Annotated in this window: 16 protein-coding genes and 7 pseudogenes; 14 read left to right on the top strand and 9 right to left on the bottom strand. The window is 50.5% G+C overall.

Features of this window, described 5'->3' with window-relative positions; all coding sequences use genetic code 11:
* Position 1 precedes the first annotated feature (1 nt).
* A complete protein-coding gene (gene fcrX, locus ABDK09_19325; GenBank protein XAW89062.1) occupies positions 2–451 on the bottom strand; it encodes a ferric iron uptake transcriptional regulator FcrX in 450 nt (149 codons plus the stop codon).
* Positions 452–714: 263 nt separating this feature from the next.
* Here fcrX and ABDK09_19320 point away from each other — a divergent pair.
* Positions 715–1,191, top strand: a pseudogene (locus ABDK09_19320) (DUF4442 domain-containing protein).
* A 179-nt stretch (positions 1,192–1,370) separates the two neighbouring features.
* Here the strand turns inward: ABDK09_19320 and ABDK09_19315 are convergent.
* On the bottom strand, positions 1,371–2,258 hold the full coding sequence (locus tag ABDK09_19315; GenBank protein ID XAW90785.1) for a LysR family transcriptional regulator: 888 nt from the start codon (positions 2,256–2,258) through the stop codon (positions 1,371–1,373).
* Positions 2,259–2,379: 121 nt separating this feature from the next.
* Between ABDK09_19315 and ABDK09_19310 the strand changes: the two genes are divergently transcribed.
* Together ABDK09_19310 and ABDK09_19305 are read left to right on the top strand one after the other, a co-directional pair.
* Entirely contained in the window at positions 2,380–2,790 is a 411-nt protein-coding gene (locus tag ABDK09_19310; GenBank protein XAW89061.1) for a CidA/LrgA family protein, read from the top strand.
* Complete coding sequence (locus ABDK09_19305) at positions 2,787–3,485, top strand: LrgB family protein (GenBank protein XAW89060.1); 699 nt, start codon at positions 2,787–2,789, stop codon at positions 3,483–3,485. Before ABDK09_19310 ends, ABDK09_19305 begins: the two co-directional genes overlap by 4 nt.
* Positions 3,486–3,543: 58 nt before the next feature.
* Here ABDK09_19305 and fldA read toward each other — a convergent pair.
* From fldA to ABDK09_19290, 3 genes and pseudogenes are all read right to left on the bottom strand, one after another.
* Positions 3,544–4,072, bottom strand: a pseudogene (gene fldA / locus ABDK09_19300) (flavodoxin FldA).
* 53 nt (positions 4,073–4,125) lie between these two features.
* A complete protein-coding gene (locus tag ABDK09_19295; GenBank protein XAW89059.1) occupies positions 4,126–4,347 on the bottom strand; it encodes a DUF2788 domain-containing protein in 222 nt (73 codons plus the stop codon).
* Between the two features lie 135 nt (positions 4,348–4,482).
* Positions 4,483–5,247 carry an alpha/beta fold hydrolase gene (locus ABDK09_19290; protein XAW89058.1) on the bottom strand — a complete coding sequence of 255 codons (765 nt, stop codon included), beginning with the start codon at positions 5,245–5,247 and terminating at the stop codon, positions 4,483–4,485.
* 92 nt (positions 5,248–5,339) lie between these two features.
* On the opposite strand from ABDK09_19290, the pseudogene seqA reads away from it, so the two are divergent.
* A pseudogene (seqA, locus tag ABDK09_19285) lies at positions 5,340–5,880 on the top strand (replication initiation negative regulator SeqA).
* A gap of 107 nt (positions 5,881–5,987) precedes the next feature.
* Positions 5,988–7,634 (top strand): phosphoglucomutase (alpha-D-glucose-1,6-bisphosphate-dependent), encoded by a 1,647-nt coding sequence (pgm, locus tag ABDK09_19280; GenBank protein XAW89057.1) that lies wholly within the window; start codon positions 5,988–5,990, stop codon positions 7,632–7,634.
* A gap of 120 nt (positions 7,635–7,754) precedes the next feature.
* Here the strand turns inward: pgm and ABDK09_19275 are convergent.
* Positions 7,755–8,514 (bottom strand): annotated as a pseudogene (locus ABDK09_19275) (DUF1853 family protein).
* A gap of 128 nt (positions 8,515–8,642) precedes the next feature.
* Here ABDK09_19275 and ABDK09_19270 point away from each other — a divergent pair.
* Entirely contained in the window at positions 8,643–9,401 is a 759-nt protein-coding gene (locus ABDK09_19270; GenBank protein ID XAW90784.1) for a Nif3-like dinuclear metal center hexameric protein, read from the top strand.
* 87 nt (positions 9,402–9,488) lie between these two features.
* Here the strand turns inward: ABDK09_19270 and ABDK09_19265 are convergent, their stop codons facing one another.
* The gene (locus ABDK09_19265) at positions 9,489–10,778 is read right to left on the bottom strand and encodes a citrate synthase (protein XAW89056.1); all 1,290 of its coding nucleotides are present in this window, start codon (positions 10,776–10,778) and stop codon (positions 9,489–9,491) included.
* A gap of 394 nt (positions 10,779–11,172) precedes the next feature.
* On the opposite strand from ABDK09_19265, the gene sdhC reads away from it, so the two are divergent.
* The 8 genes and pseudogenes from sdhC to sucD all read left to right on the top strand — a co-directional run bounded on the left by sdhC (position 11,173) and on the right by sucD (position 20,767).
* A complete protein-coding gene (gene sdhC / locus ABDK09_19260) occupies positions 11,173–11,565 on the top strand; it encodes a succinate dehydrogenase cytochrome b556 subunit (protein ID XAW89055.1) in 393 nt (130 codons plus the stop codon).
* The gene (gene sdhD / locus ABDK09_19255) at positions 11,559–11,903 is read left to right on the top strand and encodes a succinate dehydrogenase, hydrophobic membrane anchor protein (protein XAW89054.1); all 345 of its coding nucleotides are present in this window, start codon (positions 11,559–11,561) and stop codon (positions 11,901–11,903) included. The genes sdhC and sdhD overlap by 7 nt, the downstream gene beginning before the upstream one ends.
* Positions 11,904–13,665, top strand: a pseudogene (gene sdhA / locus ABDK09_19250) (succinate dehydrogenase flavoprotein subunit). It abuts the gene before it with no gap.
* Between the two features lie 22 nt (positions 13,666–13,687).
* Positions 13,688–14,398 carry a succinate dehydrogenase iron-sulfur subunit gene (locus ABDK09_19245; protein ID XAW89053.1) on the top strand — a complete coding sequence of 237 codons (711 nt, stop codon included), beginning with the start codon at positions 13,688–13,690 and terminating at the stop codon, positions 14,396–14,398.
* Positions 14,399–14,483: 85 nt separating this feature from the next.
* Positions 14,484–17,296, top strand: a pseudogene (sucA, locus tag ABDK09_19240) (2-oxoglutarate dehydrogenase E1 component).
* 28 nt (positions 17,297–17,324) lie between these two features.
* On the top strand, positions 17,325–18,533 hold the full coding sequence (gene odhB / locus ABDK09_19235) for a 2-oxoglutarate dehydrogenase complex dihydrolipoyllysine-residue succinyltransferase (protein ID XAW89052.1): 1,209 nt from the start codon (positions 17,325–17,327) through the stop codon (positions 18,531–18,533).
* A 195-nt stretch (positions 18,534–18,728) separates the two neighbouring features.
* Positions 18,729–19,895: an ADP-forming succinate--CoA ligase subunit beta gene (sucC, locus tag ABDK09_19230; protein XAW89051.1), complete on the top strand. Its 1,167-nt coding sequence runs from the start codon at positions 18,729–18,731 to the stop codon at positions 19,893–19,895.
* Complete coding sequence (gene sucD, locus ABDK09_19225; GenBank protein ID XAW89050.1) at positions 19,895–20,767, top strand: succinate--CoA ligase subunit alpha; 873 nt, start codon at positions 19,895–19,897, stop codon at positions 20,765–20,767. The genes sucC and sucD overlap by 1 nt, the downstream gene beginning before the upstream one ends.
* 179 nt (positions 20,768–20,946) lie before the next feature.
* Here the strand turns inward: sucD and znuB are convergent.
* Positions 20,947–21,730 (bottom strand): annotated as a pseudogene (znuB, locus tag ABDK09_19220) (zinc ABC transporter permease subunit ZnuB).
* Positions 21,723–22,511 carry a zinc ABC transporter ATP-binding protein ZnuC gene (znuC, locus tag ABDK09_19215; GenBank protein XAW89049.1) on the bottom strand — a complete coding sequence of 263 codons (789 nt, stop codon included), beginning with the start codon at positions 22,509–22,511 and terminating at the stop codon, positions 21,723–21,725. Before znuC ends, znuB begins: the two are co-directional and overlap by 8 nt.
* Between the last annotated feature and the right edge of the window lie 45 nt (positions 22,512–22,556).

Genomic DNA, 22,556 nt, shown 5'->3' with positions numbered 1-22,556 from the left:
TTTATTTCTTCGGCTTGTGAGCGTCAGGGTTGTCTTTACAACTTCCGTCTGCGCATTTGCCGTAAAGATACAGGCTGTGGTTGGTCAGTTGTACATTGTACTGTGACGCAATCTCTTTCTGACGCTGTTCAATCATGTCGTCAGAAAATTCAATTACTTCACCACAGTCCAGGCAGACCAGGTGGTCATGGTGGTGCTGTGTTGACAGTTCAAATACCGATTTACCGCCTTCAAAGTGGTGACGGGTCACGATGCCTGCATCATCAAATTGGTTTAGTACCCGATAAACTGTGGCAAGGCCAATCTCTTCACCGAGATCAATCAGCTTCTTGTACAGCTCCTCAGCACTAATATGTTGGCACTCAGGCTGCTGTAATACTTCTAAAATCTTGAGCCGTGGAAGGGTTACTTTAAGACCAGCATCCTTTAGCGCTTGGTTATTGTCTGACATATACTTTCCCGTTGATGATCTGCAGTAATTAACAGAAGTCAATGTTGTCCAACATTATAGGTTAGTCGCCGCGAACAATAAACCACGAACTTCAAAGGGTTACTACTAATTATTATAAAGCGGGGATACATCACTGATATAGGTAATCCGACCAGTTACACTTTATTAACATTTGGCAGCGGTAAGCCTTTGGGTAGTTGAGCGGTTAACTACCTGATTTTGCGCTGACTGGGTATTTAGATTGCGTCAGAGGTATTAACATAATGCATACAACCCTCGCAAAACTCTATCGTCCTAATGTGGTTAAATGGGCATTGAACTGCTGGCCGCCATTTTGGGGCTCAGGGATTAAAATTGTAACTATCAGTAATGATTTTCGTGAAGCGCGTCTGCAGTTAAAACTGCGCTGGTGGAACAAAAATGCCAATCGCTCGCAATATGGCGGCAGTATCTTTTCTTTAACCGACCCGGTTTATGCTCTGATGCTGATGGGGATCCTCGGCGATCAGTATTATGTCTGGGACAAGCAGGCGAGTATCAATTTTATAAAACCCGGCCATACCGATTTGTATGCGGACTTTTTGATCTCACAACAGCAACTGGATGATATTCTGGCTGCAACTGCATGTGGTGATAAGTGTTTTCCCGAATTCATCATCCATGTCAAAAACGCACATGGTGAAGTGGTGTCGGAAGTGCACCGTCAGCTGTACGTGCGTAAGAAGCCCAAATACCGCGATGTGGAGCCCTCAGAGGCGATGGCATCACAAACAACTGTGCGTTCGGAAAATGCGGCTCTGGCCGAGTCACTAAGCTCGGCAGAATTGATAACGCCGGCAGAGTTGATAGCGCCGGCACCGTCGACCAGCCGGATTACGACCCAGGACGAGCGTGCCGAGCGGCGTTACCGGCAGCAGTGCTAGCGTATGCGGTTGCGATAAGCCCGGCATACATCAATCCACGCTTCCGCCGTGCGTGGCACGTAGCGCTCGGCGTGCCAGATAGCGCCCAAGCGCCACTCGATCGAAGGGGACATGGCTTTTATCACCACACCTTCCCCCTGAATACGATGACACAAAGGCTCAGGTAAAAAAGCGACGCCTACGCCGCTTTTGACCAGGGCGACCAGAAAGTCCCATTGGCTGCTGCGTGCCGCGACAGAAGGTTTGATCGCCTGTTGCTGACACAGCGTTGCGATGTATTCGCTGAGAGTAAAATCATCGGTATACAGGTAAAACGGCTCGTGCTGAATATCCTGCCAGTGCACACTGTCCATCTGATTCCAGGGCGCGACATCCGGCAGCACGGCGCAAATCGGGTAACTGTCGAGCTCGAGAATATTGAGTGTATCGGCGGCGCTGGGCGAGAGCATGGTGACGGCGACGTCAAGGTCACCGTTATACACGGCTTGCTCAATTTTACGCCCGCCGTACTCAACAATCGTCATTTCGACATTAGGAAAAGCTTGGCGATACTGGCGAATCAGTCCGGCGTACATGTGGCCGACCATGGGCGGTATCCCGAGGCGCAGGTGACCGCGTTGCAACTGGTTGAGGTCGAGCAGCTCCGCATTGAGCTGGTTGAACTGGGCCAGAATCTGTTCGGCGCGCTGGTAAACCACTTCACCGGCATCGGTGAGCCAGAAACGGCGTCCTTCCCTGTGCAGCAATGGCTGTTCGACTTCCTGCTCCAGACTGCGAATCATCTTGCTGATGGTCGGTTGAGTGACAAACAACTTCTCTGATGCCCGGGTAAAACTCTGTTCGTTGACCACTTCAATAAAATAACGCAGCGCTTTGATGTCCATGTCGTTCACTCCGGTTGCTAAGCATTCCATTTTGGCATGAATTGAATAATAAAAATTCATTTTATGATGGTTTTTTCTCTGCCTATACTGTGATGGATTTCTCAAAACAGGCAAGTGAGCAATGACAAAACTGATGAACGCGGTGATGACTCTGGGTCAGATCGCAGCATTGACCCTGATCTGGTTCATCGCTGATGAGCTGGTGGCACACTTTCATCTGCCATTGCCGGCCAATTTAACCGGTATGCTGATGCTGCTGGCCCTGGTAATGTGCCGGGTGGTCAAAGTGGACTGGTTCCGGCGTGGTGCCAGCTGGTTGCTGGCCGAGATGTTGCTGTTTTTTATTCCGGCGGTGGTAGCAGTGATCAATTATCAGGACATGCTCGCCCAGCAAGGGCTGCGTATTCTGCTGGTGCTGGTTTTGAGTACCATCATAGTGATCGCCTGTACGGCTTGGGTCGTTGATAAGCTGTATCGGTATGAGCTCAAAATGGCGCGGCGGCGCAGTCAGTTAGGGCAGGAAGCATCATGATGGCTGCCGGAACTTCGCTGTTGGGGGCAGTTTGTCTGTTAATGACATTAGTGCTCTATTTTGCCAGTAAGGCGCTCTATCGCCGTAAGCAGACTATTTTGCTGATGCCGTTGCTGCTGGTACCTGTGTTACTTATTCTGGTGGTAGTGGGGTTGCATATTTCTTACCAGGATTATATGGCCGAGTCGCACTGGCTGGTGTGGATGCTTGGTCCTGCAACGGTAGCGTTTGCGGTTCCTGTCTATGATAACCGGCATTTGATCGCGCGCCACTGGCTCTCTTTATCAGCCGGCGTGGTGGTTTCTGTGGTGGTTGCGGTCAGCTCTACGGTATTTCTGGCCCGTTGGCTGGAGTTGCCGGAATTGCTGCAACGCAGCCTGGCGATGCGTTCAATCACGACACCTTTTGCGGTCGAGGCCACTAAGTCAGTCGGCGGACAAACCGATCTCACTGCGCTGTTTGTGGTGCTGACGGGGGTGATAGGTATGCTGGTCGGCGAGGTAATTTTTACCTTGTTGTCGATTCGCTCGCGACTTGGGCGTGGGGCCAGCCTGGGAGCTTCTGCCCACGGCGCTGGTACTGCTAAAGCTTATCAGCTTGGTCATTCCGAAGGCGTGGTATCGAGCGTAGCGATGATGATCGCGGGAATTATCACCGTGCTGGTGGCACCGTTTATCGGTCAGGTGATGTGGTAAGTGTAAGCGGATATAAAAAACCCTGCCAGGCAGGGTTTTTTGAATCAGTGCGACAAGCTTAGTCTTCCAGCTCAGCCAGACACATCTCTTCGTAGACCTGGGTTACCCATTTGGTCACACGTTCTTCAGTCAGTTCTGGCTGACGGTCTTCATCAATGCACAGACCGATGAAGTGGTTTTCATCAACCAGCGCTTTCGACGCTTCGAAACTCGTAACCCTCGGTTGGCCAGTGACCCACGATGGTTGCGCCTTTTGCTTCAACGATGTCACGCACGGTGCCCATCGCGTCACAGAAGTACTCAGCGTAGTCTTCCTGGTCACCACAACCAAATACAGCGACGAGCTTGGTAGAAAAATCAATGGCTTCTAATTCAGGGAAGAAATCATCCCAGTCACATTGAGCTTCACCGTAATACCAGGTAGGGATACCAAGCAGCAACAGATCGAAATTATCGATGTCTTCTTTGCTGCTTTTAGCAATATCTTGAACGTGAACCAGTTTTTTACCCAGTTGTTTCTGAATCATCTTTGCAATAGCTTCGGTGTTACCTGTATCGCTACCAAAAAAGATACCTACACTTGCCATAGAGTCTTTACCTTTAAATTGTTATGGGTTGGCGCTGGTTGAACGCGTGGGCATCAGCCAAGTCCGGTTCCTTCCCAACTCAGTTGGATAATGCCTTTGGCGATAAAGCCGGCACAACCTAAAAATAGAACCAGCCACACGATACGACGGCCAAAAGGCGGAACATTACCTTGTTTTAAAACGTCTTTTATTGCCATTCCGATCAGAAAGAATATAGACGCAAACAGCAGATCGAGTCCGACAGACTCAAGCATGTTCATGTAGTCGTACAGCATGGTAGTCCTTTATGCCAATTTGCTTGCGCGCACTATACCATTGTTGTCGGGCAAAGTTAATGCGCGGATGAGAATCGATTTCACACTTGGCGGATGAGAAAAACCGCGATCAGCCGACAAATCCGGTGCGTTATCTCATGCGATGAATTTGCGTATCGCACGCAGCACTTCGACCGGCTTTTCTGCGTGTAGCCAGTGCCCGGTATTGGCGATGACGTGCGCCTTGGCCTGGCTGAATTGGGCCTGAACCTGGCTCTGATGCTCGGCGGTCAGATAATCGGAGTCACCACCCTTAATAAATAAGGTCGGAATAGTGCAACAGGCAATCGGTTCCCACCCCATAATAAACGCGTAGTTCGCTTTAAGGGCGGCAACGTTAAAGCGCCAGGCCATGATGCCGTCGCGGTTATACATGGACTTACCCAGGAACTGACGTACGCCATCGAGCTCGATGTGCTCGGCAAGAATCGCCATTGCGGCACTGCGCGAAGTCGGCTTTTGTTCTTCAACTGCGCTCAGACCGGAAAAAACCTGCTGGTGGCGATGTTCGCGGTAAGCGTAAGGAGCAATGTCCATCACCACCAGTTGGCGCATACGATCGGCGGCGATATCGGCCAGTTTCATTGCTGTTTTGCCGCCCATGGAATGGCCGATCACGATGGCATCACCAATATCAAGATGCTCGAGTAACTGTTTGATATCCTGAGCGAGCAGGGCGTAATTGTGCTGTTCACTATGCAGTGACAAGCCATGGTTACGCAGATCGACACTCAGGACCTGATGATCGGTTTTCAGGTCGCGGGCCAGCAGGCCCAGGTTGTCCAGATTACCGAACAGGCCATGGATCAAGACAACGGTGTGACCCTCACCTTCAAGTTTGTAATTCAGAAGTGCTGACATTTTATCTTATTAGTAATGGGTTTAACGTAGAGTCTCGGCAAAGATCTCGCTATAATCCCCCAGAGTTTAAACATTGAGATTGTGAAAAGCGAATGAAAACAATTGAGGTAGATGAGGATCTATACCGTTACATTGCAAGCCAGACCCAGCACATCGGCGAGAGCGCGTCGGACATTCTGCGCCGCCTGTTGAAAGCGGATGGCCAAAGCACTCCTGTTGCTCCTAAGTTGTCGGTGGAGCCGAAAGGTATAGTTGTGAGTAAAGATGCTGGGCAAGAAACGAAACTGGATGGCGTGAAAGAGATGCGCGCTCTGCTGATTTCAGACGAATTTGCTGGTCTGAAAAAAGCGGTTGATCGTTTTATGCTGGTGCTTTCCACTCTTCATCGCATCGATCCTGCCAGCTTTTCTGACGCCACGTTAGTGAAAGGCCGTAAACGTGTTTACTTTGCGGACAATGAGCAGACCCTGCTGGCCAACGGTCAAACGACGAAGCCTAAGGCGATTCCGAATACCCCGTTTCTGGGTGATCACCAATAATAATACCAGCCGTAAACAGCAAATGATTGAGCAAGTCATGCTGCGTATGAACTTCCCGGCTGAGATTATCGAAAAGGTCACTCAATCTATTTGATTATATTGATCAAGCCCTAAAAGTCTGACTAAAACCTCATAATATGCAATCTAAACTGCGTATTATGGGGTTTTTTATTTGTCGTTATTTCTGAAAGGATGTCTCCTATGCCAATGCACCCACGTGCAGGACAAAAAGCCCAACAGCAAGACCTGCATAACATTCCCGCGCTTGTTGCTAACTACTATCTGTTGCAACCTGATCCGAGCAATCCGCAACACAAAGTGGAATTTGGCACTTCAGGGCATCGCGGTACTGCGGACAAATCTACATTTAACGAAAACCATATTCTGGCGATTGCCCAGGCGATCGTTGAAGTCCGTGCAGAGCAGAAGACCTCAGGTCCGCTGTTCGTGGGCAAAGATACCCATGCTTTGTCCGAGCCTGCCTTCAGCAGCGTGATTGAAGTACTGATCGCCAACGGCGTTGAAGTCATTGTCCAGCAGGACAACGGATATACGCCGACGCCGGGTATTTCCCATGCCATTTTGACCTACAATCGTGACCACGCCGAAAAAGCGGATGGTATCGTCATTACCCCGTCACATAACCCGCCCCAAGACGGTGGCATCAAATATAACCCGACCCATGGTGGTCCGGCGGAAGGTGAGCTGACCCAGGCGATTGAAAACCGTGCTAACCAGCTGATTGCCGAGGGGATGAAGGGGGTAAAACGCCTGTCGATTGGCGAGGCGAAACAGTCTGAGCTGTTCAAGCAGGTCGATTTGGTTAAGCCTTATATTGACGACCTGGTGAATGTGGTTGATATGGCAGCGATTCAAAAAGCTAACCTGAAACTGGGAGTGGACCCGCTCGGCGGCAGTGGTATTGATTACTGGCGCCAGATCGGCAAGGCCTACAACCTGAACCTGACTCTGGTCAGCGAAGCGATTGATCCGAGCTTCCAGTTCATGTCACTGGATAAAGACGGTGTCATTCGTATGGACTGTTCGTCGCCGTATGCGATGGCCGGTCTGCTGGCATTGAAAGATGAGTATGATCTGGCGTTTGGTAATGACCCGGATTACGACCGTCATGGCATCGTGACGCCGAAAGGGCTGATGAACCCGAACCACTTCCTTGCCGTGTGTATTGATTACCTGTACCGCCATCGTGAAGGTTGGGGGCAGGACGTTGCTGTAGGCAAAACTCTGGTTTCCAGCGCCATGATTGATAAAGTGGTCGCGGATCTGGGCCGTGAATTGTGCGAAGTGCCGGTCGGCTTTAAATGGTTTGTGGACGGGCTGTATAACGGCAGTTTTGGTTTTGGTGGCGAAGAGAGCGCTGGCGCTTCGTTCCTGCGTAAAGATGGTACGCCTTGGTCAACCGATAAAGACGGCATCATTCTGTGTTTACTGGCCGCAGAAATTACGGCTGTAACCGGTAAAACGCCGCAGCAGTACTATGACGAGCTGGCGGCTAAACATGGTGATTCACACTATAACCGTATTCAGGCTGTTGCGAACGGCCCGCAAAAAGAGGTACTGAAAAAGCTGTCACCTGAGATGGTTTCAGCCCAGACTCTGGCTGGTGATGCGATTACTGCGCGCCTGACCCATGCGCCGGGTAATGGTGCAGCGATCGGCGGCCTGAAAGTGACCAGTGACTTTGGCTGGTTTGCGGCGCGTCCTTCCGGCACTGAAGATATCTACAAGATTTACTGCGAGAGTTTCAAAGGCGAAGCACATCTGCAGCAAATTGAGCAAGAAGCTCAGGATATCGTTAACCAGGTGTTTAAAGACGCCGGACTATGATTGGCTGAGTAAGACGGTTGAAGACCACAATGCAAAGAGGCGCAATTAGCGCCTCTTTTTTATGTCTGCAGTTTGCGATTTATCTGCCTGCGTACAGCGTGTTTGTCAGAGGCGTTCAGATTACTTGCCGATATTGTTCGGCCAGTCGCGCGGAACCACAAACCAGAATTGACCGGATTCACTCTGGCAGTGAACAAAACCGTCGGCGTCGCCACGGAAATGCTCGCCATCCGGGCCGCGCCCGGTCAGCCATTGTGACTTGTCCAGCAGGTAAAGTGGTTCTTCTATCTGAGCGAACTGATGATCGTAACACCAGTATCCGCTGACCTGTGACTGATTGAGGCGAAAACCCAGACAGTCTTCGGGCACGGTTTCCGGCTCGAACGGATTGACGTACAGACGCCCCTGCATCAGCAAATTGGGTTGTGCATTGGCCCATAAAGGATAGGTTGTGATGAACGCATCGTTGGTTGACATCGGCAACTGATGGTTGAGCATATGAGTCAGTTTGAGATCCAGCCGGTCCTGGGCGTTTCGGGCCGTACCACAGCCCATTCTGGAGCAGATAAAATTTTACCGCGACTTCCCAGTGCTCATACTGATCGGTTTTGCTGTTTTTAACGATAAAATCGATGGAGCCCAGCGTACGGCCTTGTTGATTGAGCTGAATTTCTTCAGATACAGAGTGGTAACGCGGTGTGGCAGAGAAAAGTTGTAAACACAAATGCTGATAAAGAAAGCCCAGACGACGGTTGCCCTGATATTCAGCCCATTTCTGCGGTATGGGCTTACGAAATGGTGGTGTACCGGCAATCGGCGGGGAAGATTCAAACAGTGATGGGGTAGTGGCTACCCAGTGAGTGAGTTGTTCCAGATCCATAGTTGTCTCGTTCCGTCAGCGTTCTTTTCGACATTTTAGCGCGAAATTGGTAGCGTAAGCGGGAAATTGTCAGTTTTAAAATGAAAATGTTATAACCACGCCATAAATATCAGGCAATGGGACCAATGATGAATAATTTACAACTTGAAACGTTGCTCAACGACACACTGTCGCCACAGCTGATTAAAGATTATTGCCCGAACGGTTTGCAGGTTGAGGGTAAATCGGAAGTAAAAAAAATTGTTACCGGTGTGACGGCCTCTAAGGCGCTGATAGATAAAGCGATAGAGCTTAAGGCTGATGCTTTGCTGGTCCATCATGGCTACTTCTGGAAAGGTGAAAATGAGGCGATTCGCGGTATGAAAGGTACGCGCATCCGTCAGTTAATTAAGCATGATATCAACCTGCTGGCCTACCATTTACCGCTTGATATCCATCCTGAGCTGGGTAATAACGCGCAACTGGCGAAGCGACTTGGTATTACGGTTGAAGGCGGATTGGAAGGACATCCGCAATCGGTGGCGATGTATGGCTCATTGGCGGAGGAGCTGAGCGGAGAGCAATTGGCACAACGCATCAGCCAGGTACTCAACCGGGCGCCGCTGCACATTGCCCCGGAGATGGCAGACAAACCGATTAGAAAAGTCGCCTGGTGTACCGGTGGTGGTCAGGATTATATTGAACTGGCGGCAGCGCAGGGCATGGATGCGTTTATCTCCGGTGAAATATCAGAACGCACTACATACAGCGCTCGTGAGCTCAACATTCACTATTTCTCTGCGGGTCATCACGCAACAGAACGCTATGGGGTGAAGGCGCTGGGAGAATGGCTGGCGGACGAGCACGGATTTGAGGTTGAATTTGTCGATATCGATAATCCGGTCTAACGGATGGTGTGAACGTAAAGCTTGATAGCAATGAAAAGAGCGAGGCCAGGCCTCGCTCTTTATTATTACACAACAAACATCTGGCTATTATTCGCGTTCGTGCAGTGGCACGAAGTCACGCAGACCCTGACCAGTGTACAGCTGACGTGGACGACCGATACGGCTGCCCGGGTCGCTGTGCATTTCATTCCAGTGAGCAATCCAGCCGATAGTACGCGACATCGCAAAGATTACGGTGAACATAGATACCGGAATACCGATCGCTTTCAGAATGATACCTGAATAGAAGTCTACGTTCGGGTAGAGTTTCTTCTCGATGAAGTATTCATCAGACAGCGCGATACGCTCAAGTTCCATCGCTACATCCAGCAGTGGATCCTTGATGCTGAGCTCTTTCAGCACTTCGTGACACGCTTCGCGCATTACAGTTGCACGTGGATCGTAGTTTTTGTACACACGGTGACCGAAGCCCATCAGACGGAATGGGTCATTTTTGTCTTTCGCACGTTCAACATACTCAGGGATCTGATCAACTGAACCGATCTCTTCCAGCATACGCAGGCACGCTTCGTTCGCGCCACCGTGAGCCGGCCCCCATAGCGATGCGATACCTGCGGCAATACATGCGAATGGGTTAGCACCAGAAGAACCAGCCAGACGAACTGTTGAAGTCGAGGCGTTTTGTTCATGGTCTGCGTGCAGAGTAAAGATCTTGTCCATCGCACGAGCGACAACCGGGTTCACTTCATACTCTTCACATGGTGTTGCGAACATCATGTGCAGGAAGTTTTCAGCGTAACCCAGGTCATTACGTGGGTAGATAAACGGTTGACCTGTTGAGTATTTATAACACATTGCTGCCAGTGTCGGCATTTTAGACAGCAGACGGTACGCAGCGATTTCACGGTGCGAGTCGTTGTTGATGTCCAGTGAATCATGGTAGAAGGCCGCCAGGGCACCCACCACGCCACACATTACTGCCATTGGGTGAGCATCACGACGGAAGCCGTGGAAAAAGCTTGCGATTTGCTCATGGACCATAGTGTGACGAGTAACGGTACGTTTGAATTCTTCGTACTGATCGCGATTAGGGGCTTCACCGTAAAGCAGAATATAACACACTTCCAGGTAATCAGCGTTATTGGCTAACTGGTCGATAGGGAAACCGCGGTGTAGCAGAACACCTTTGGCGCCATCGATATAAGTGATTTGAGATTCACAAGATGCAGTGGCAAGAAAACCAGGGTCAAAAGTGAAGTAACCATTTGAACCTAATTTACGAACGTCGATTACCTGAGGGCCCAGTGAGCCATCCATAATCGGCAGTTCGATTGGCGCTTTGCCTTCGATATGAAGGGTCGCTTTCTTATCTGCCATAACAATCTCCTTTGTTTATTATTTAATCCGTCCAGGATGTTTGTGTGCCATTCTTGTACGTCTGATCTTGGTTAAAGTCAATTAATCTCACCCGATGTGTGCACTTACTTTGATTTTTTATACATATAAAGTTAAAAATCTGTTCTGTGTAGCAAAAATTGTTACATCAATTGTTGTAGAATGTTGCTAGCCGTATATTGGCGTGGCAAATTTTGGTGGAAACCTTATAAAATAAGGGTTAGCTATAACGGTGAGGTGATAGCTTCTCTCTTGTGTTAACAAATATTTTACAACTTTGTTCCGGTGTTGAAGCGGGTAAAGGTTAAATAAATGTTAACTTTTGTGGGTTTGCCACCAAATTTCATCCATAACTATAAATGCTCAATGGAGCTGAGTGAGCAAGCCCGTGAAAGAAAGAAAGTCTAGACCTGTTAATTTAGATCTGCAGACCATCAGCTTTCCGATCACAGCAATCGCTTCTATCCTTCACCGCGTGGCGGGGGTTATTACGTTTGTAGCAATCGGAATTCTGCTTTGGTTATTATCCATTTCATTATCCTCTCCAGAAGGGTTCATCGAAGCGAGCGATATCGTTGGCGGTTTCTTCGTGAAATTTGTTCTGTGGGGCATTCTGACCGCATTGGCATACCACATCGCTGGTGGTGTTCGTCATTTACTCATGGACCTTGGCTATTTTGAAGAGCTTGAGTCCGGTGCGCAGAGCGCGAAAGTGGCGTTCGGCGCTACTGTGGTTCTATCTCTGTTGGCGGGGGTTTTGGTATGGTAAAACACGTTTCCTCATTTGGTCGTAACGGGGTTCATGATTTTCTGTTGATTCGCGCCAGCGCAATCATCATGACACTGTACACCATCTATATCGTTGCCTTTTGTGCATTTACTGATATCTCTTACGTTTCCTGGACCGAGTTCTTCGGCGGCACGTTTACCAAAGTGTTCACTATGCTGGCCTTGGTATGCATCCTTATCCACGGCTGGATAGGCTTGTGGCAGGTTCTGACCGACTACGTCAAGTGCGCTAAACTGCGTGGCGGTTTGCAGCTTGTGGTTATTGCCGTGTTGTTCGGATACTTTTTCTCTGGCCTATTTGTATTGTGGGGTGCGTAAGTGACTATTCCAGTTCGTGAGTTTGATGCCGTAGTAATCGGCGCAGGTGGTGCTGGCATGCGTGCAGCACTGCAAATTTCAGAGCAAGGTTTGACTTGTGCTCTGTTGTCAAAAGTGTTTCCAACTCGTTCTCACACTGTATCGGCGCAAGGCGGTATCACAGTGGCACTGGGCAACTCGCACAAAGATAACTGGCAATGGCACATGTATGACACCGTAAAAGGTTCTGACTACATCGGTGACCAGAAACGCTATCGAATACATGTGTAAAAATGGCCCGGAATCGGTAATTGAGCTGGAGAAAATGGGTCTGCCATTCTCTCGTTTCGAAAACGGCTCTATCTACCAGCGTCCGTTTGGTGGCCAGTCTAAAGAGTTTGGTGGCGAGCAGGCAGCACGTACTGCAGCCGCGGCTGACCGTACTGGTCACGCCCTGCTACATACTCTTTATCAACAAAACATTAAACATAAAACCACCATTTTCTCAGAATGGTACGCACTGGATCTGGTCAAAAACCAGGATGGTGCTGTGATGGGTTGTACCGCACTGTGCATGGAAACCGGCGAGATTTGTTACTTCAAAGCGAAGGCAACCGTTCTGGCAACGGGTGGTGCAGGCCGTATCTACGCATCGACCACTAACGCACACATTAACACTGGTGATGGTGTTGGTATGGCTCTGCGTGCTGGCGTACCTATGCAGGATATGGAAATGTGGCAATTCCACCCAACCGGCATTGCCGGCGCCGGCGTGCTGGTGACCGAAGGCTGTCGTGGTGAAGGTGGTTACCTGCTTAATAAAGACGGCGAACGTTTCATGGAGCGTTACGCACCAAACGCCAAAGACCTGGCTGGTCGTGACGTGGTGGCGCGTTCAATGATGATTGAGATCCGTGAAGGTCGCGGTTGCGATGGTCCGTGGGGCCCGCACATCAAGCTGAAACTGGATCACCTGGGTAAAGATGTGCTTGAGTCTCGTCTGCCTGGTATCTGTGAATTGTCGCGTACCTTTGCTCACGTTGATCCGGTTAAAGAACCGATCCCGGTTATCCCGACCTGTCACTACATGATGGGTGGTGTTCCAACACAGGTTTCCGGTCAGGCTATCAAACAAACGGCAGCTGGCCAGGACGTTGAAGTTCAGGGTCTGTTTGCCTGTGGTGAAATCGCTTCTGTATCGGTTCACGGTGCTAACCGTCTGGGTGGCAACTCGCTGCTTGACCTGGTGGTATTTGGTCGTGCAACCGGCCTGCACCTGGGTGAAACTCTGGCTGCTCAGGCTGAAGCTCGTCCGGCAACTGAGTCAGACATTGAAGCTTCACTGGCGCGTACCATGCGTTGGGAAAACAGCAAAGGCGGCGAAGATCCGGTGCAAATCCGCAAAGACCTGCAACGTTGCATGCAAAACAGCTTCTCGGTATTCCGTGAAGGCGATGCAATGGCCAACGGCCTGGAAGAGCTGAAAGTGATTCGTGAACGTCTGAAAGATGCGCATCTGGCGGACAAGTCACAGGAATTCAACACCCAGCGCGTTGAGTGTCTGGAGCTGGATAACCTGATGGAAACCGCGTTCTCGACTGCGGTTGCAGCGAACTACCGTACCGAAAGCCGCGGTGCCCACGCTCGTTTCGACTTCCCTGATCGTGACGATGCAAACTGGCTGTGCCACTCGATTTACAATCCGGAAACCGAGCAGATGAACAAGCGTGATGTCAACATGACGCCGGTTCACCGCGAAGCGTTTCCCGCCAAAAGTACGTACTTACTAAGAGGAGGACTGACTGATGAAAATGAACTTCTCTCTGTACCGCTACAACCCGGATGTCGACAAAAAGCCTTACATGAAAGACTATGTGCTTGAAGTGGAAGAAGGCTCGGATATGATGGTTCTGGATGCGTTAATTCTGCTGAAAGAGCAAGATCCGTCGATTGCGTTCCGTCGCTCATGCCGTGAGGGTGTGTGTGGTTCGGACGGTCTTAACATGAATGGTAAAAATGGTCTGGCGTGTATCACTCCGTTGTCGGCGTTGAAAGGCGACAAAATCGTGATTCGTCCGCTGCCAGGCTTGCCGGTAATTCGTGACCTGATCGTTGATATGACTCAGTTCTACGATAACTATGCCAAAGTGAAACCATTCCTGATTGCAGACGACGCATTACCACCATCGCGTGAGAATCTTCAATCTCCTGAAGATCGCGCACATCTTGATGGCTTGTATGAATGTATCATGTGTGCATGTTGTACAACTTCCTGCCCATCATTCTGGTGGAATCCGGACAAATTTATCGGTCCTGCGGGCTTACTTGCCGCTTACCGTTGGTTGATCGACAGCCGCGACACCGCGACAGACGAACGTTTATCCGATCTTGATGATGCATTCAGCGTTTTCCGTTGTCACGGCATCATGAACTGTGTAAGTGTTTGTCCTAAAGGATTGAATCCGACGAAAGCAATCGGCCACATCAAGTCGATGCTGGTAAACCGTTCGGTTTAGATAAAAATTGCAGGCCTTCGGGCCTGCGTTTATTAGCTCGGCGTAGACCGGAGCAAACGTGAAAACTACTGGTTAAGGGAAAATAATGCACAACGGCGTGATGAAGGCATGGCTCGAGTCTTCACACTTGGCTGGCGCCAATGCAACTTACGTAGAGGACCTCTACGAACTGTATCTAAGTGATCCCGATCTGGTAAGTGAGGAGTGGAAACGTGTTTTTGAAGGGCTGCCTGCGCAACCCGACAGTGTGGTAGAACAACCGCATTCACGTGTCCGTGACTACTTCAGACGACTCGCTCAAGAAACAAAGCATTACAGTGTCCAAGTCAGTGATCCTGAAGTCGATGCAAAACAAGTAAAAGTCCTGCAGCTGATTAATGCGTACCGCTTCCGCGGACACGAAGCAGCACAATTGGACCCTCTCGGATTGTGGAAACGCCCACCTGTGGCGGAATTAGACCCTTCTTTCCACAGCTTGACTGCCGAAGATATGGAAGAAACTTTCAACGTAGGTTCATTTGCAGTCGGCAAAGAAACCATGCGTCTGAAAGACATCTATCAATCTCTCAACAACATCTATTGTGGCTCGGTTGGTGCAGAATACATGCACATGACGGACACAGAGCAAAAACGTTGGATTCAGCAACGTCTTGAGCCTGTAGTCGGACAGCCGTCGTTCACTCTGGATGAAAAGCAAACTTTCCTTGAAGAATTGACCGCAGCTGAAGGTCTGGAACGCTATCTGGGTGCAAAATTCCCAGGTGCGAAGCGTTTCTCTCTGGAAGGTGGCGACGCGATGATTCCAATGACCAAAGAACTGATTCGTCATGCGGGTAAAACCGGTATGCGTGAAGTGGTCATCGGTATGGCGCACCGTGGCCGTCTGAATATGCTGGTCAACGTTTCTGGGTAAGAAACCGCAGGACCTGTTTGATGAGTTTGCGGGTAAGCATGACGAAACCTGGGGTACAGGTGATGTGAAATATCACCAGGGTTTCTCGGCTGACTTTGCAACGCCTGGTGGTGATGTGCATTTAGCACTGGCATTCAACCCGTCACACCTGGAAATCGTCAACCCTGTGGTTATGGGCTCGGTACGAGCTCGCCAAGATCGTCTCGGCGACGATGACGGCAGCAAAGTTCTGCCAATTACCATCCACGGTGACTCTGCTGTTGCCGGTCAGGGTGTCGTGGCTGAAACCTTCAACATGTCTCTGGCGCGCGGTTACTGCGTGGGCGGTACGGTTCGCATCGTGGTGAATAACCAGGTCGGCTTTACTACCTCCAACCCTCGTGATACTCGCTCGACCATGTACTGTACGGACATTGCGAAGATGGTTCAGGCGCCGATTTTCCACGTTAACTCGGATGATCCGGAAGCGGTTGCTTTCGTCACCCGTCTGGCGCTGGATTATCGTAATGAGTTCAAACGCGACGTAGTGATTGACCTGGTATGTTACCGCCGTCATGGTCACAACGAAGCGGATGAGCCAAATGCGACTCAGCCTCTGATGTATCAGAAAATCAAAAAGCATCCGACACCACGTAAGCTGTACGCGGATGTGCTGATCGACCGTAAAGAAAGCGATATCGAAACCGCGACTCAGTTGGTGAATGAATATCGTGATGCTCTGGACCGTGGCGAAGTTGTGGTGAAAGAGTGGCGTCCGATGACGATGCATTCGGTTGACTGGTCACCATACCTGGGCCATGAGTGGAATGAAGAGTGGGACAACCAATACCCGCTTGATCGTCTGCAAGAACTGGGTCAGCGCGTTTGTCAGTATCCTGAAAGCCACAAGCTGCAAAGCCGGGTCGATAAAATCTACAACGACCGTCGCGCGATGCTTTCCGGTGAGAAAATGCTCGACTGGGGTATGGCGGAAACACTGGCGTACGCTACTCTGGTGGATCACGGCAAACGTATCCGTATCTCCGGTCAGGATTCAGGTCGTGGTACCTTCTTCCACCGTCATTCAGTTCTGCACAACCAGGGTGATGCCAGCACTTACATCCCGCTGAGCAACATTCACGACAACCAGGGTCCGTTCGAAGTGATCGACTCGGTTTCTGTCAGAAGAAGCCGTACTGGCGTTCGAATATGGTTATGCCACAGCAGAACCAGGCGGCCTGACTATCTGGGAAGCGCAGTTTGGTGACTTTGCCAACGGAGCTCAGGTGGTTGTTGACCAGTTCATCTCTTCCGGCGAGCAGAAGTGGGGACGTTTGTGCGGCCTGACTATGCTGCTGCCACACGGTTATGAAGGTCAGGGCCCAGAGCACTCGTCAGCTCGTCTGGAGCGTTACTTGCAGTTGTGTGCTGAGCAGAACATGCAGGTTGTTGTACCGTCGACTCCGGCTCAGGTTTACCACATGCTGCGTCGTCAGGTGGTGCGTAAGATGCGTCGTCCGCTGATCGTGATGTCACCGAAATCGCTGCTGCGTCATCCGCTGTGTATTTCCAGCATGGAAGATCTGGCTGAAGGAGCATTCCAGGCCGCGATTCCGGAAATCGACACCCTGGATCCTGCCAAGGTGAAACGCGTGGTGTTCTGTTCAGGTAAGGTTTACTACGACCTGTTGGAACAGCGCCGCAGCAACGAGCAGGAAGACGTTGCGATTGTACGTATCGAACAGCTGTACCCATTCCCGATTGAAGAAGTACAGGCTGCTATCGCCCAGTACACCAATGTGGTGGACTATGTTTGGTGTCAGGAAGAGCCGCAAAACCAAGGCGCCTGGTACTCTAGCCAGCACAACTTCCGCGCAGCCATCCCAGCTGGTGCGGATCTGAAATATGCAGGCCGTCCTGCTTCTGCCTCACCAGCAGTAGGTTACATGTCGGTACACTTGAAACAACAGAAAGCGTTGGTTGAAGACGCTCTGACCCTAGCTTAAGAACTAGAACTAAAAGGAAGACACAGATATGACAGTTGAAATTCTGGTTCCAGATTTACCTGAATCAGTAGCAGACGCGACCGTTGCGACATGGCACAAACAACCAGGTGATGTCGTTGCACGCGATGAAGTGATTGTAGAAATTGAAACCGACAAAGTAGTACTGGAAGTTCCGGCTCCTGAAGATGGCGTGCTGGAAGCGATTCTGGAAGATGAAGGCTCGACCGTACTGTCTAAGCAGCTGCTGGCTCGCATCAAAAAAGGCGCGGTTGCCGGTGAGCCGACTAAAGACACCACCAGTGCAAGCGAATCTTCACCAGACAAACGCCATAAAGCGACACTGACTGAAGAGAGCAATGATGCACTGAGCCCGGCGGTTCGCCGTCTGCTGGCTGAACACAACCTGGAAGCGTCTCAGGTGAAAGGCACCGGTGTTGGTGGTCGCATCACTCGCGAAGACATCGAAGCCTTCCTGGCGGCTGATAAGAAAGCGCCTCAGGCAGCACAAGAAGCACCTGTACAGGCTCCGGTTGCAGCACGCAGTGAGAAACGCGTTCCTATGACCCGTCTGCGTAAGCGTGTGGCTGAGCGTCTGCTGGAAGCGAAGAACAGCACTGCTATGCTGACAACGTTTAACGAAGTCAACATGAAACCTATCATGGATCTGCGTAAGCAGTACCAGGATGTGTTTGAGAAGAAACACGGCATCCGTCTGGGCTTCATGTCTTTCTACGTCAAAGCGGTGACCGAAGCGCTGAAACGTTTCCCTGAAGTAAATGCGTCAATCGACGGCGACGAGATTGTTTACCACAATTTCTTCGATATCAGCATCGCGGTTTCTACGCCACGTGGCTTGGTGACTCCGGTACTGAAAGACTCAGATACACTGGGTATGGCTCAGATCGAAAAAGGCATCAAAGAGTTGGCAGTGAAAGGTCGTGACGGCAAACTGACGGTTGACGAACTGACTGGCGGTAACTTCACTATCACCAACGGTGGTGTGTTTGGTTCCCTGATGTCAACGCCAATCATCAACCCGCCACAAGCGGCTATTCTGGGTATGCACAAAATCCAGGACCGTGCCATGGTTGTTGACGGCAAGATTGAAATCCTGCCAATGATGTATCTGGCGCTGTCTTACGACCACCGTTTAATCGACGGTCGTGAGTCGGTTGGTTTCCTGGTAACCATCAAAGAGTTGCTGGAAGACCCAACACGTCTCCTGTTAGACGTTTAATATCGCTGAAACGTCTAGTTATCGCAGATAGCTAGACGTTTGATTGCGGCTAAGGCTAGACTGCTCAACGTCCGGCCTTCATATGAACTGTCTTGCGCAGTTTATTTGAGAAGACCCTACAGACGCGCGACAGTCACTGTGAACGCGTCATGGAAATTATAAGTCCCTTAAGGGAAGAACAAACGGAATAGAACAATGAATTTGCATGAATACCAAGCCAAACAGCTGTTTGCAGAATTCGGTTTGCCTGTGCCAGAAGGCTATGCATGTGATACGCCACAGGAAGCTTTTGAAGCGGCTGGCCGTATTTCGACGGCAAAAAAAGTTGTTAAATGTCAGGTTCACGCTGGTGGCCGCGGTAAAGCGGGCGGTGTAGAACTGCACGACACCAAAGAAGGTGTCAAAGAATTTGCACAGAAATGGCTGGGTAAAAACCTGGTCACTTACCAGACAGATGCGAATGGTCAGCCAGTGACTAAGATCCTGGTAGAAGAAGCGTCAAACATTGCCAACGAACTGTACCTCGGTGCTGTTGTTGACCGTTCGACCCGTCGTATCGTTTTCATGGCATCAACTGAAGGTGGTGTGGAAATCGAGAAAGTTGCGGAAGAGACTCCGGAACTGATTCACAAAGCAGCGATTGACCCATTGGTTGGCCCTCAGGCATACCAAGGCCGCGAACTGGCATTCAAACTGGGCCTGCAAGGCGATCAGATCAAACAGTTCGTTAAAATTTTCATGGGCTTGGGCCAGATGTTCGCTCAGTACGACCTGGCTCTGCTGGAGATCAACCCTCTGGTTCTGACCGGTGAAGGTAACCTGCTGTGTCTGGATGGTAAGATCAACATCGACTCCAACGCACTGTACCGTCAGCCAAAACTGCGTGAAATGCACGATCCTTCACAAGAAGATGCCCGTGAAGCGCACGCAGCGCAATGGGAACTGAACTATGTTGCTCTGGATGGTAACGTAGGTTGTATGGTAAACGGTGCCGGTCTGGCAATGGGTACCATGGACATCGTCAACCTGCACGGCGGCAAACCAGCGAACTTCCTGGATGTCGGCGGCGGCGCAACTAAAGAACGCGTTGCAGAAGCGTTCAAGATTATCCTGTCTGATGACAATGTAAAAGCCGTACTGGTTAACATCTTCGGCGGTATCGTACGTTGTGACATGATCGCAGAAGGCATCATCGGTGCTGTTAAAGAGGTCGGCGTAACTGTACCTGTTGTCGTTCGCCTTGAAGGCACTAACGCGGACCTGGGCCGCGAAGTACTGGCTAAGTCAGGTCTGGATATCATTGCAGCTGAGTCGCTTACTGACGCAGCGCAGAAAGTTGTTGCTGCAGCGGAGGGCAAATAATGTCTGTATTAATTAACAAAGACACCAAAGTAATCTGTCAGGGTTTTACCGGCGGACAGGGTACCTTCCACTCAGAACAGGCGATCGCTTACGGCACGCAAATGGTCGGCGGTGTTTCTCCGGGTAAAGGCGGTCAAACACATCTGGGTCTGCCAGTGTTCAACACCGTTCGTGAAGCAGTAGAAGCAACAGGTGCAACTGCAACCGTTATCTACGTACCAGCACCTTTCTGTAAAGATGCGATTCTGGAAGCGATTGATGCGGGCATCCAGCTTATCGTCACTATCACTGAAGGTATCCCGACAACGGATATGATTGACGTGAAAGTGAAACTGGAAGAAACCGGCGTACGTATGATCGGTCCTAACTGTCCGGGTGTTATCACTCCGGATGAGTGTAAGATTGGTATCATGCCTGGCCACATTCACCGTAAAGGTAAAGTCGGCATCGTCTCTCGTTCAGGTACACTGACTTATGAAGCAGTAAAACAGACCACTGATGAAGGCTTTGGTCAATCAAGCTGTGTTGGTATCGGTGGCGACCCGATTCCGGGTTCTAACTTCATCGATATCCTGAAACTATTCCAGGAAGATCCGGAAACTGAAGCGATCGTTATGATCGGTGAAATCGGTGGTACTGCGGAAGAAGAAGCGGCGGCGTTCATCAAAGAGAACGTAACCAAACCGGTTGTTTCTTACATTGCGGGTGTGACTGCTCCTCCGGGCAAGCGCATGGGCCACGCCGGTGCAATCATCTCTGGTGGTAAAGGTACGGCAGACGAGAAGTTTGCGGCACTGGAATCAGCAGGCGTGAAAACAGTGAAAAGCCTGGCAGATATCGGTTCAGCACTGCGTGAAGTGACTGGCTGGTAATTCGCTGTGCGAATAGAGAAAACCCGGGATTTCCCGGGTTTTTTTATCGCTGCCAGTTTTTATCCGCTGCCAGTAGGAAGGGCAGACCGTGTTGAATGCGGAGACTTGTTGTTTAAGCCTGTCCGCATTACCTGACGAATGACGAATAACTCAGCGAGTTTCGGAATTCATCCAACCTATCAGGTACGCTTGAAAAAATGGCTCAGAATGAACATGGTGGTCGCGCTGACCACGACAGAAGGGCCAGCCGGCGTATCGAAATGCCATGACAGTGACAAACCGGATAACACGCAAATCATACCAATAGCCGATGCCATGGCCGCCATCTGTTCCGGTGTTTTGGCAATGCGGCGCGCGGTGGCCGCCGGAATAATCATCAATGACGTCATGATCAGTGCGCCGACAAACTTCATACCGACCGCAATCACCAGACCAATCAGCAGCATCAGAATCAGTTGCATCAAGTCGGTATTGGTCCCTTCCACCGATGCCAGTTTCTTCGTTGATACTGCTCGACAGCAGCGGGCGCCAGAACAGAAATACCGCAATACCCACGGCAATCACACCACTCCAGATAAAGATCAGATCGGACGGGCTGACGGAGAGCAGGTCACCAAACAGATAGCTCATCAAATCGATGCGGACATTGTCGAGGAAGCTGACGGCAATCAGACCGAGCGATAACGCACTATGCGCGAGGATGCCGAGCAGGGTATCGGTGGCAATCAGCTTTTGCTTTTGCATCGCCACAAGAATCACCGCTAGGCCAAGACAGCACACCAGTAGCGCGAGGTAAAGGTTGATATCGAGCAGAAAGCCCAGCGCCAGTCCCAGCAGGGAAGAGTGAGCCAGCGTGTCGCCAAAATAAGCCATACGGCGCCAGACGATAAAAGAGCCAAGCGGGCCGGCGATCAGGGCAATACCAATCCCGGCGATAATCGAAGGTAACAGAAATTCAATCATGTTGATGGTGACCATGTGAATGATGAGAACAATCCTGGGCATCGCCTTTTACTGGCTGCCCGGCTAAATCATGATGATGGTGCTCGTGATCGTGATGGTAAAACGCCAGCGCTTCGCGGCTTGGTTGTCCGAATAAGGCAATGTAATTCGGATGCTGGGTAATTGCAGCCGGAGTGCCTGAGCAACAGATGTGATGATGCAGACAGATAACGTTATCGGTTTTAGCCATTACCAGATGCAAATCATGGGAAACCATAAACACACTACAGCCAAAACGCTGGCGAATGGTGTCAATCAGATCATACAGATCTATCTGTCCCTGCACATCAACCCCTTGCGCCGGTTCATCCAGGACCAGCAGATCCGGACGACGCAGCAGAGCTCGTGCAATCAGAATGCGCTGGCTTTCACCGCCGGACAGCTTGTGCATATCATTGAGCAGCAAATGCTCGGCGCCAACCAGACGCAAAGCCTCAATCAGTTCTTGTTTACTGTATTTCCCCGCCAGTTGCAGAAAACGCTTTACGGTTAACGGCAGGGTATCGTTGAGTTTCAGTTTTTGCGGCACGTAACCGATACGCAGGTTTTTGGCGCGCTTGATCTGGCCTGAATCCGGCGCATGCAGACCGAGCAGCACACGCACCAGGGTCGACTTGCCTGCACCGTTGGGACCAATCAGCGTAGTGATCTTACCGCGGGTAAGGGCGAGGCTGACATTATCCAGGACCTGGCGTTGGTTAAAAGCAACGCGAATGTCTTGTAATTCAATAAGCGGTGACATGGAAGAGGAACTCATTTGCAAAGTGGTGATGTTATAATGTAACAT

It is taken from the genome of Vibrio sp. CDRSL-10 TSBA (assembly GCA_039696685.1).
GTDB lineage: Bacteria > Pseudomonadota > Gammaproteobacteria > Enterobacterales > Vibrionaceae > Vibrio.
This window is presented reverse-complemented; position numbering and strand designations above follow the sequence as displayed.

Bases quoted from the DNA above. Each gene is read 5' to 3' on its own strand.
- sucD (XAW89050.1), top strand. From the start codon at position 19,895: ATGTCTGTATTAATTAACAAAGACACCAAAGTAATCTGTCAGGGTTTT.
- ABDK09_19295 (XAW89059.1), bottom strand. From the start codon at position 4,347: ATGCTGTACGACTACATGAACATGCTTGAGTCTGTCGGACTCGATCTG.
- sucC (XAW89051.1), top strand. From the start codon at position 18,729: ATGAATTTGCATGAATACCAAGCCAAACAGCTGTTTGCAGAATTCGGT.
- fcrX (XAW89062.1), bottom strand. From the start codon at position 451: ATGTCAGACAATAACCAAGCGCTAAAGGATGCTGGTCTTAAAGTAACC.
- odhB (XAW89052.1), top strand. From the start codon at position 17,325: ATGACAGTTGAAATTCTGGTTCCAGATTTACCTGAATCAGTAGCAGAC.
- ABDK09_19245 (XAW89053.1), top strand. From the start codon at position 13,688: ATGAAAATGAACTTCTCTCTGTACCGCTACAACCCGGATGTCGACAAA.
- sdhD (XAW89054.1), top strand. From the start codon at position 11,559: ATGGTAAAACACGTTTCCTCATTTGGTCGTAACGGGGTTCATGATTTT.
- ABDK09_19270 (XAW90784.1), top strand. From the start codon at position 8,643: ATGAATAATTTACAACTTGAAACGTTGCTCAACGACACACTGTCGCCA.
- ABDK09_19290 (XAW89058.1), bottom strand. From the start codon at position 5,247: ATGTCAGCACTTCTGAATTACAAACTTGAAGGTGAGGGTCACACCGTT.
- ABDK09_19265 (XAW89056.1), bottom strand. From the start codon at position 10,778: ATGGCAGATAAGAAAGCGACCCTTCATATCGAAGGCAAAGCGCCAATC.
- ABDK09_19315 (XAW90785.1), bottom strand. From the start codon at position 2,258: ATGGACATCAAAGCGCTGCGTTATTTTATTGAAGTGGTCAACGAACAG.
- ABDK09_19305 (XAW89060.1), top strand. From the start codon at position 2,787: ATGATGGCTGCCGGAACTTCGCTGTTGGGGGCAGTTTGTCTGTTAATG.
- ABDK09_19310 (XAW89061.1), top strand. From the start codon at position 2,380: ATGACAAAACTGATGAACGCGGTGATGACTCTGGGTCAGATCGCAGCA.
- znuC (XAW89049.1), bottom strand. From the start codon at position 22,511: ATGTCACCGCTTATTGAATTACAAGACATTCGCGTTGCTTTTAACCAA.
- pgm (XAW89057.1), top strand. From the start codon at position 5,988: ATGCCAATGCACCCACGTGCAGGACAAAAAGCCCAACAGCAAGACCTG.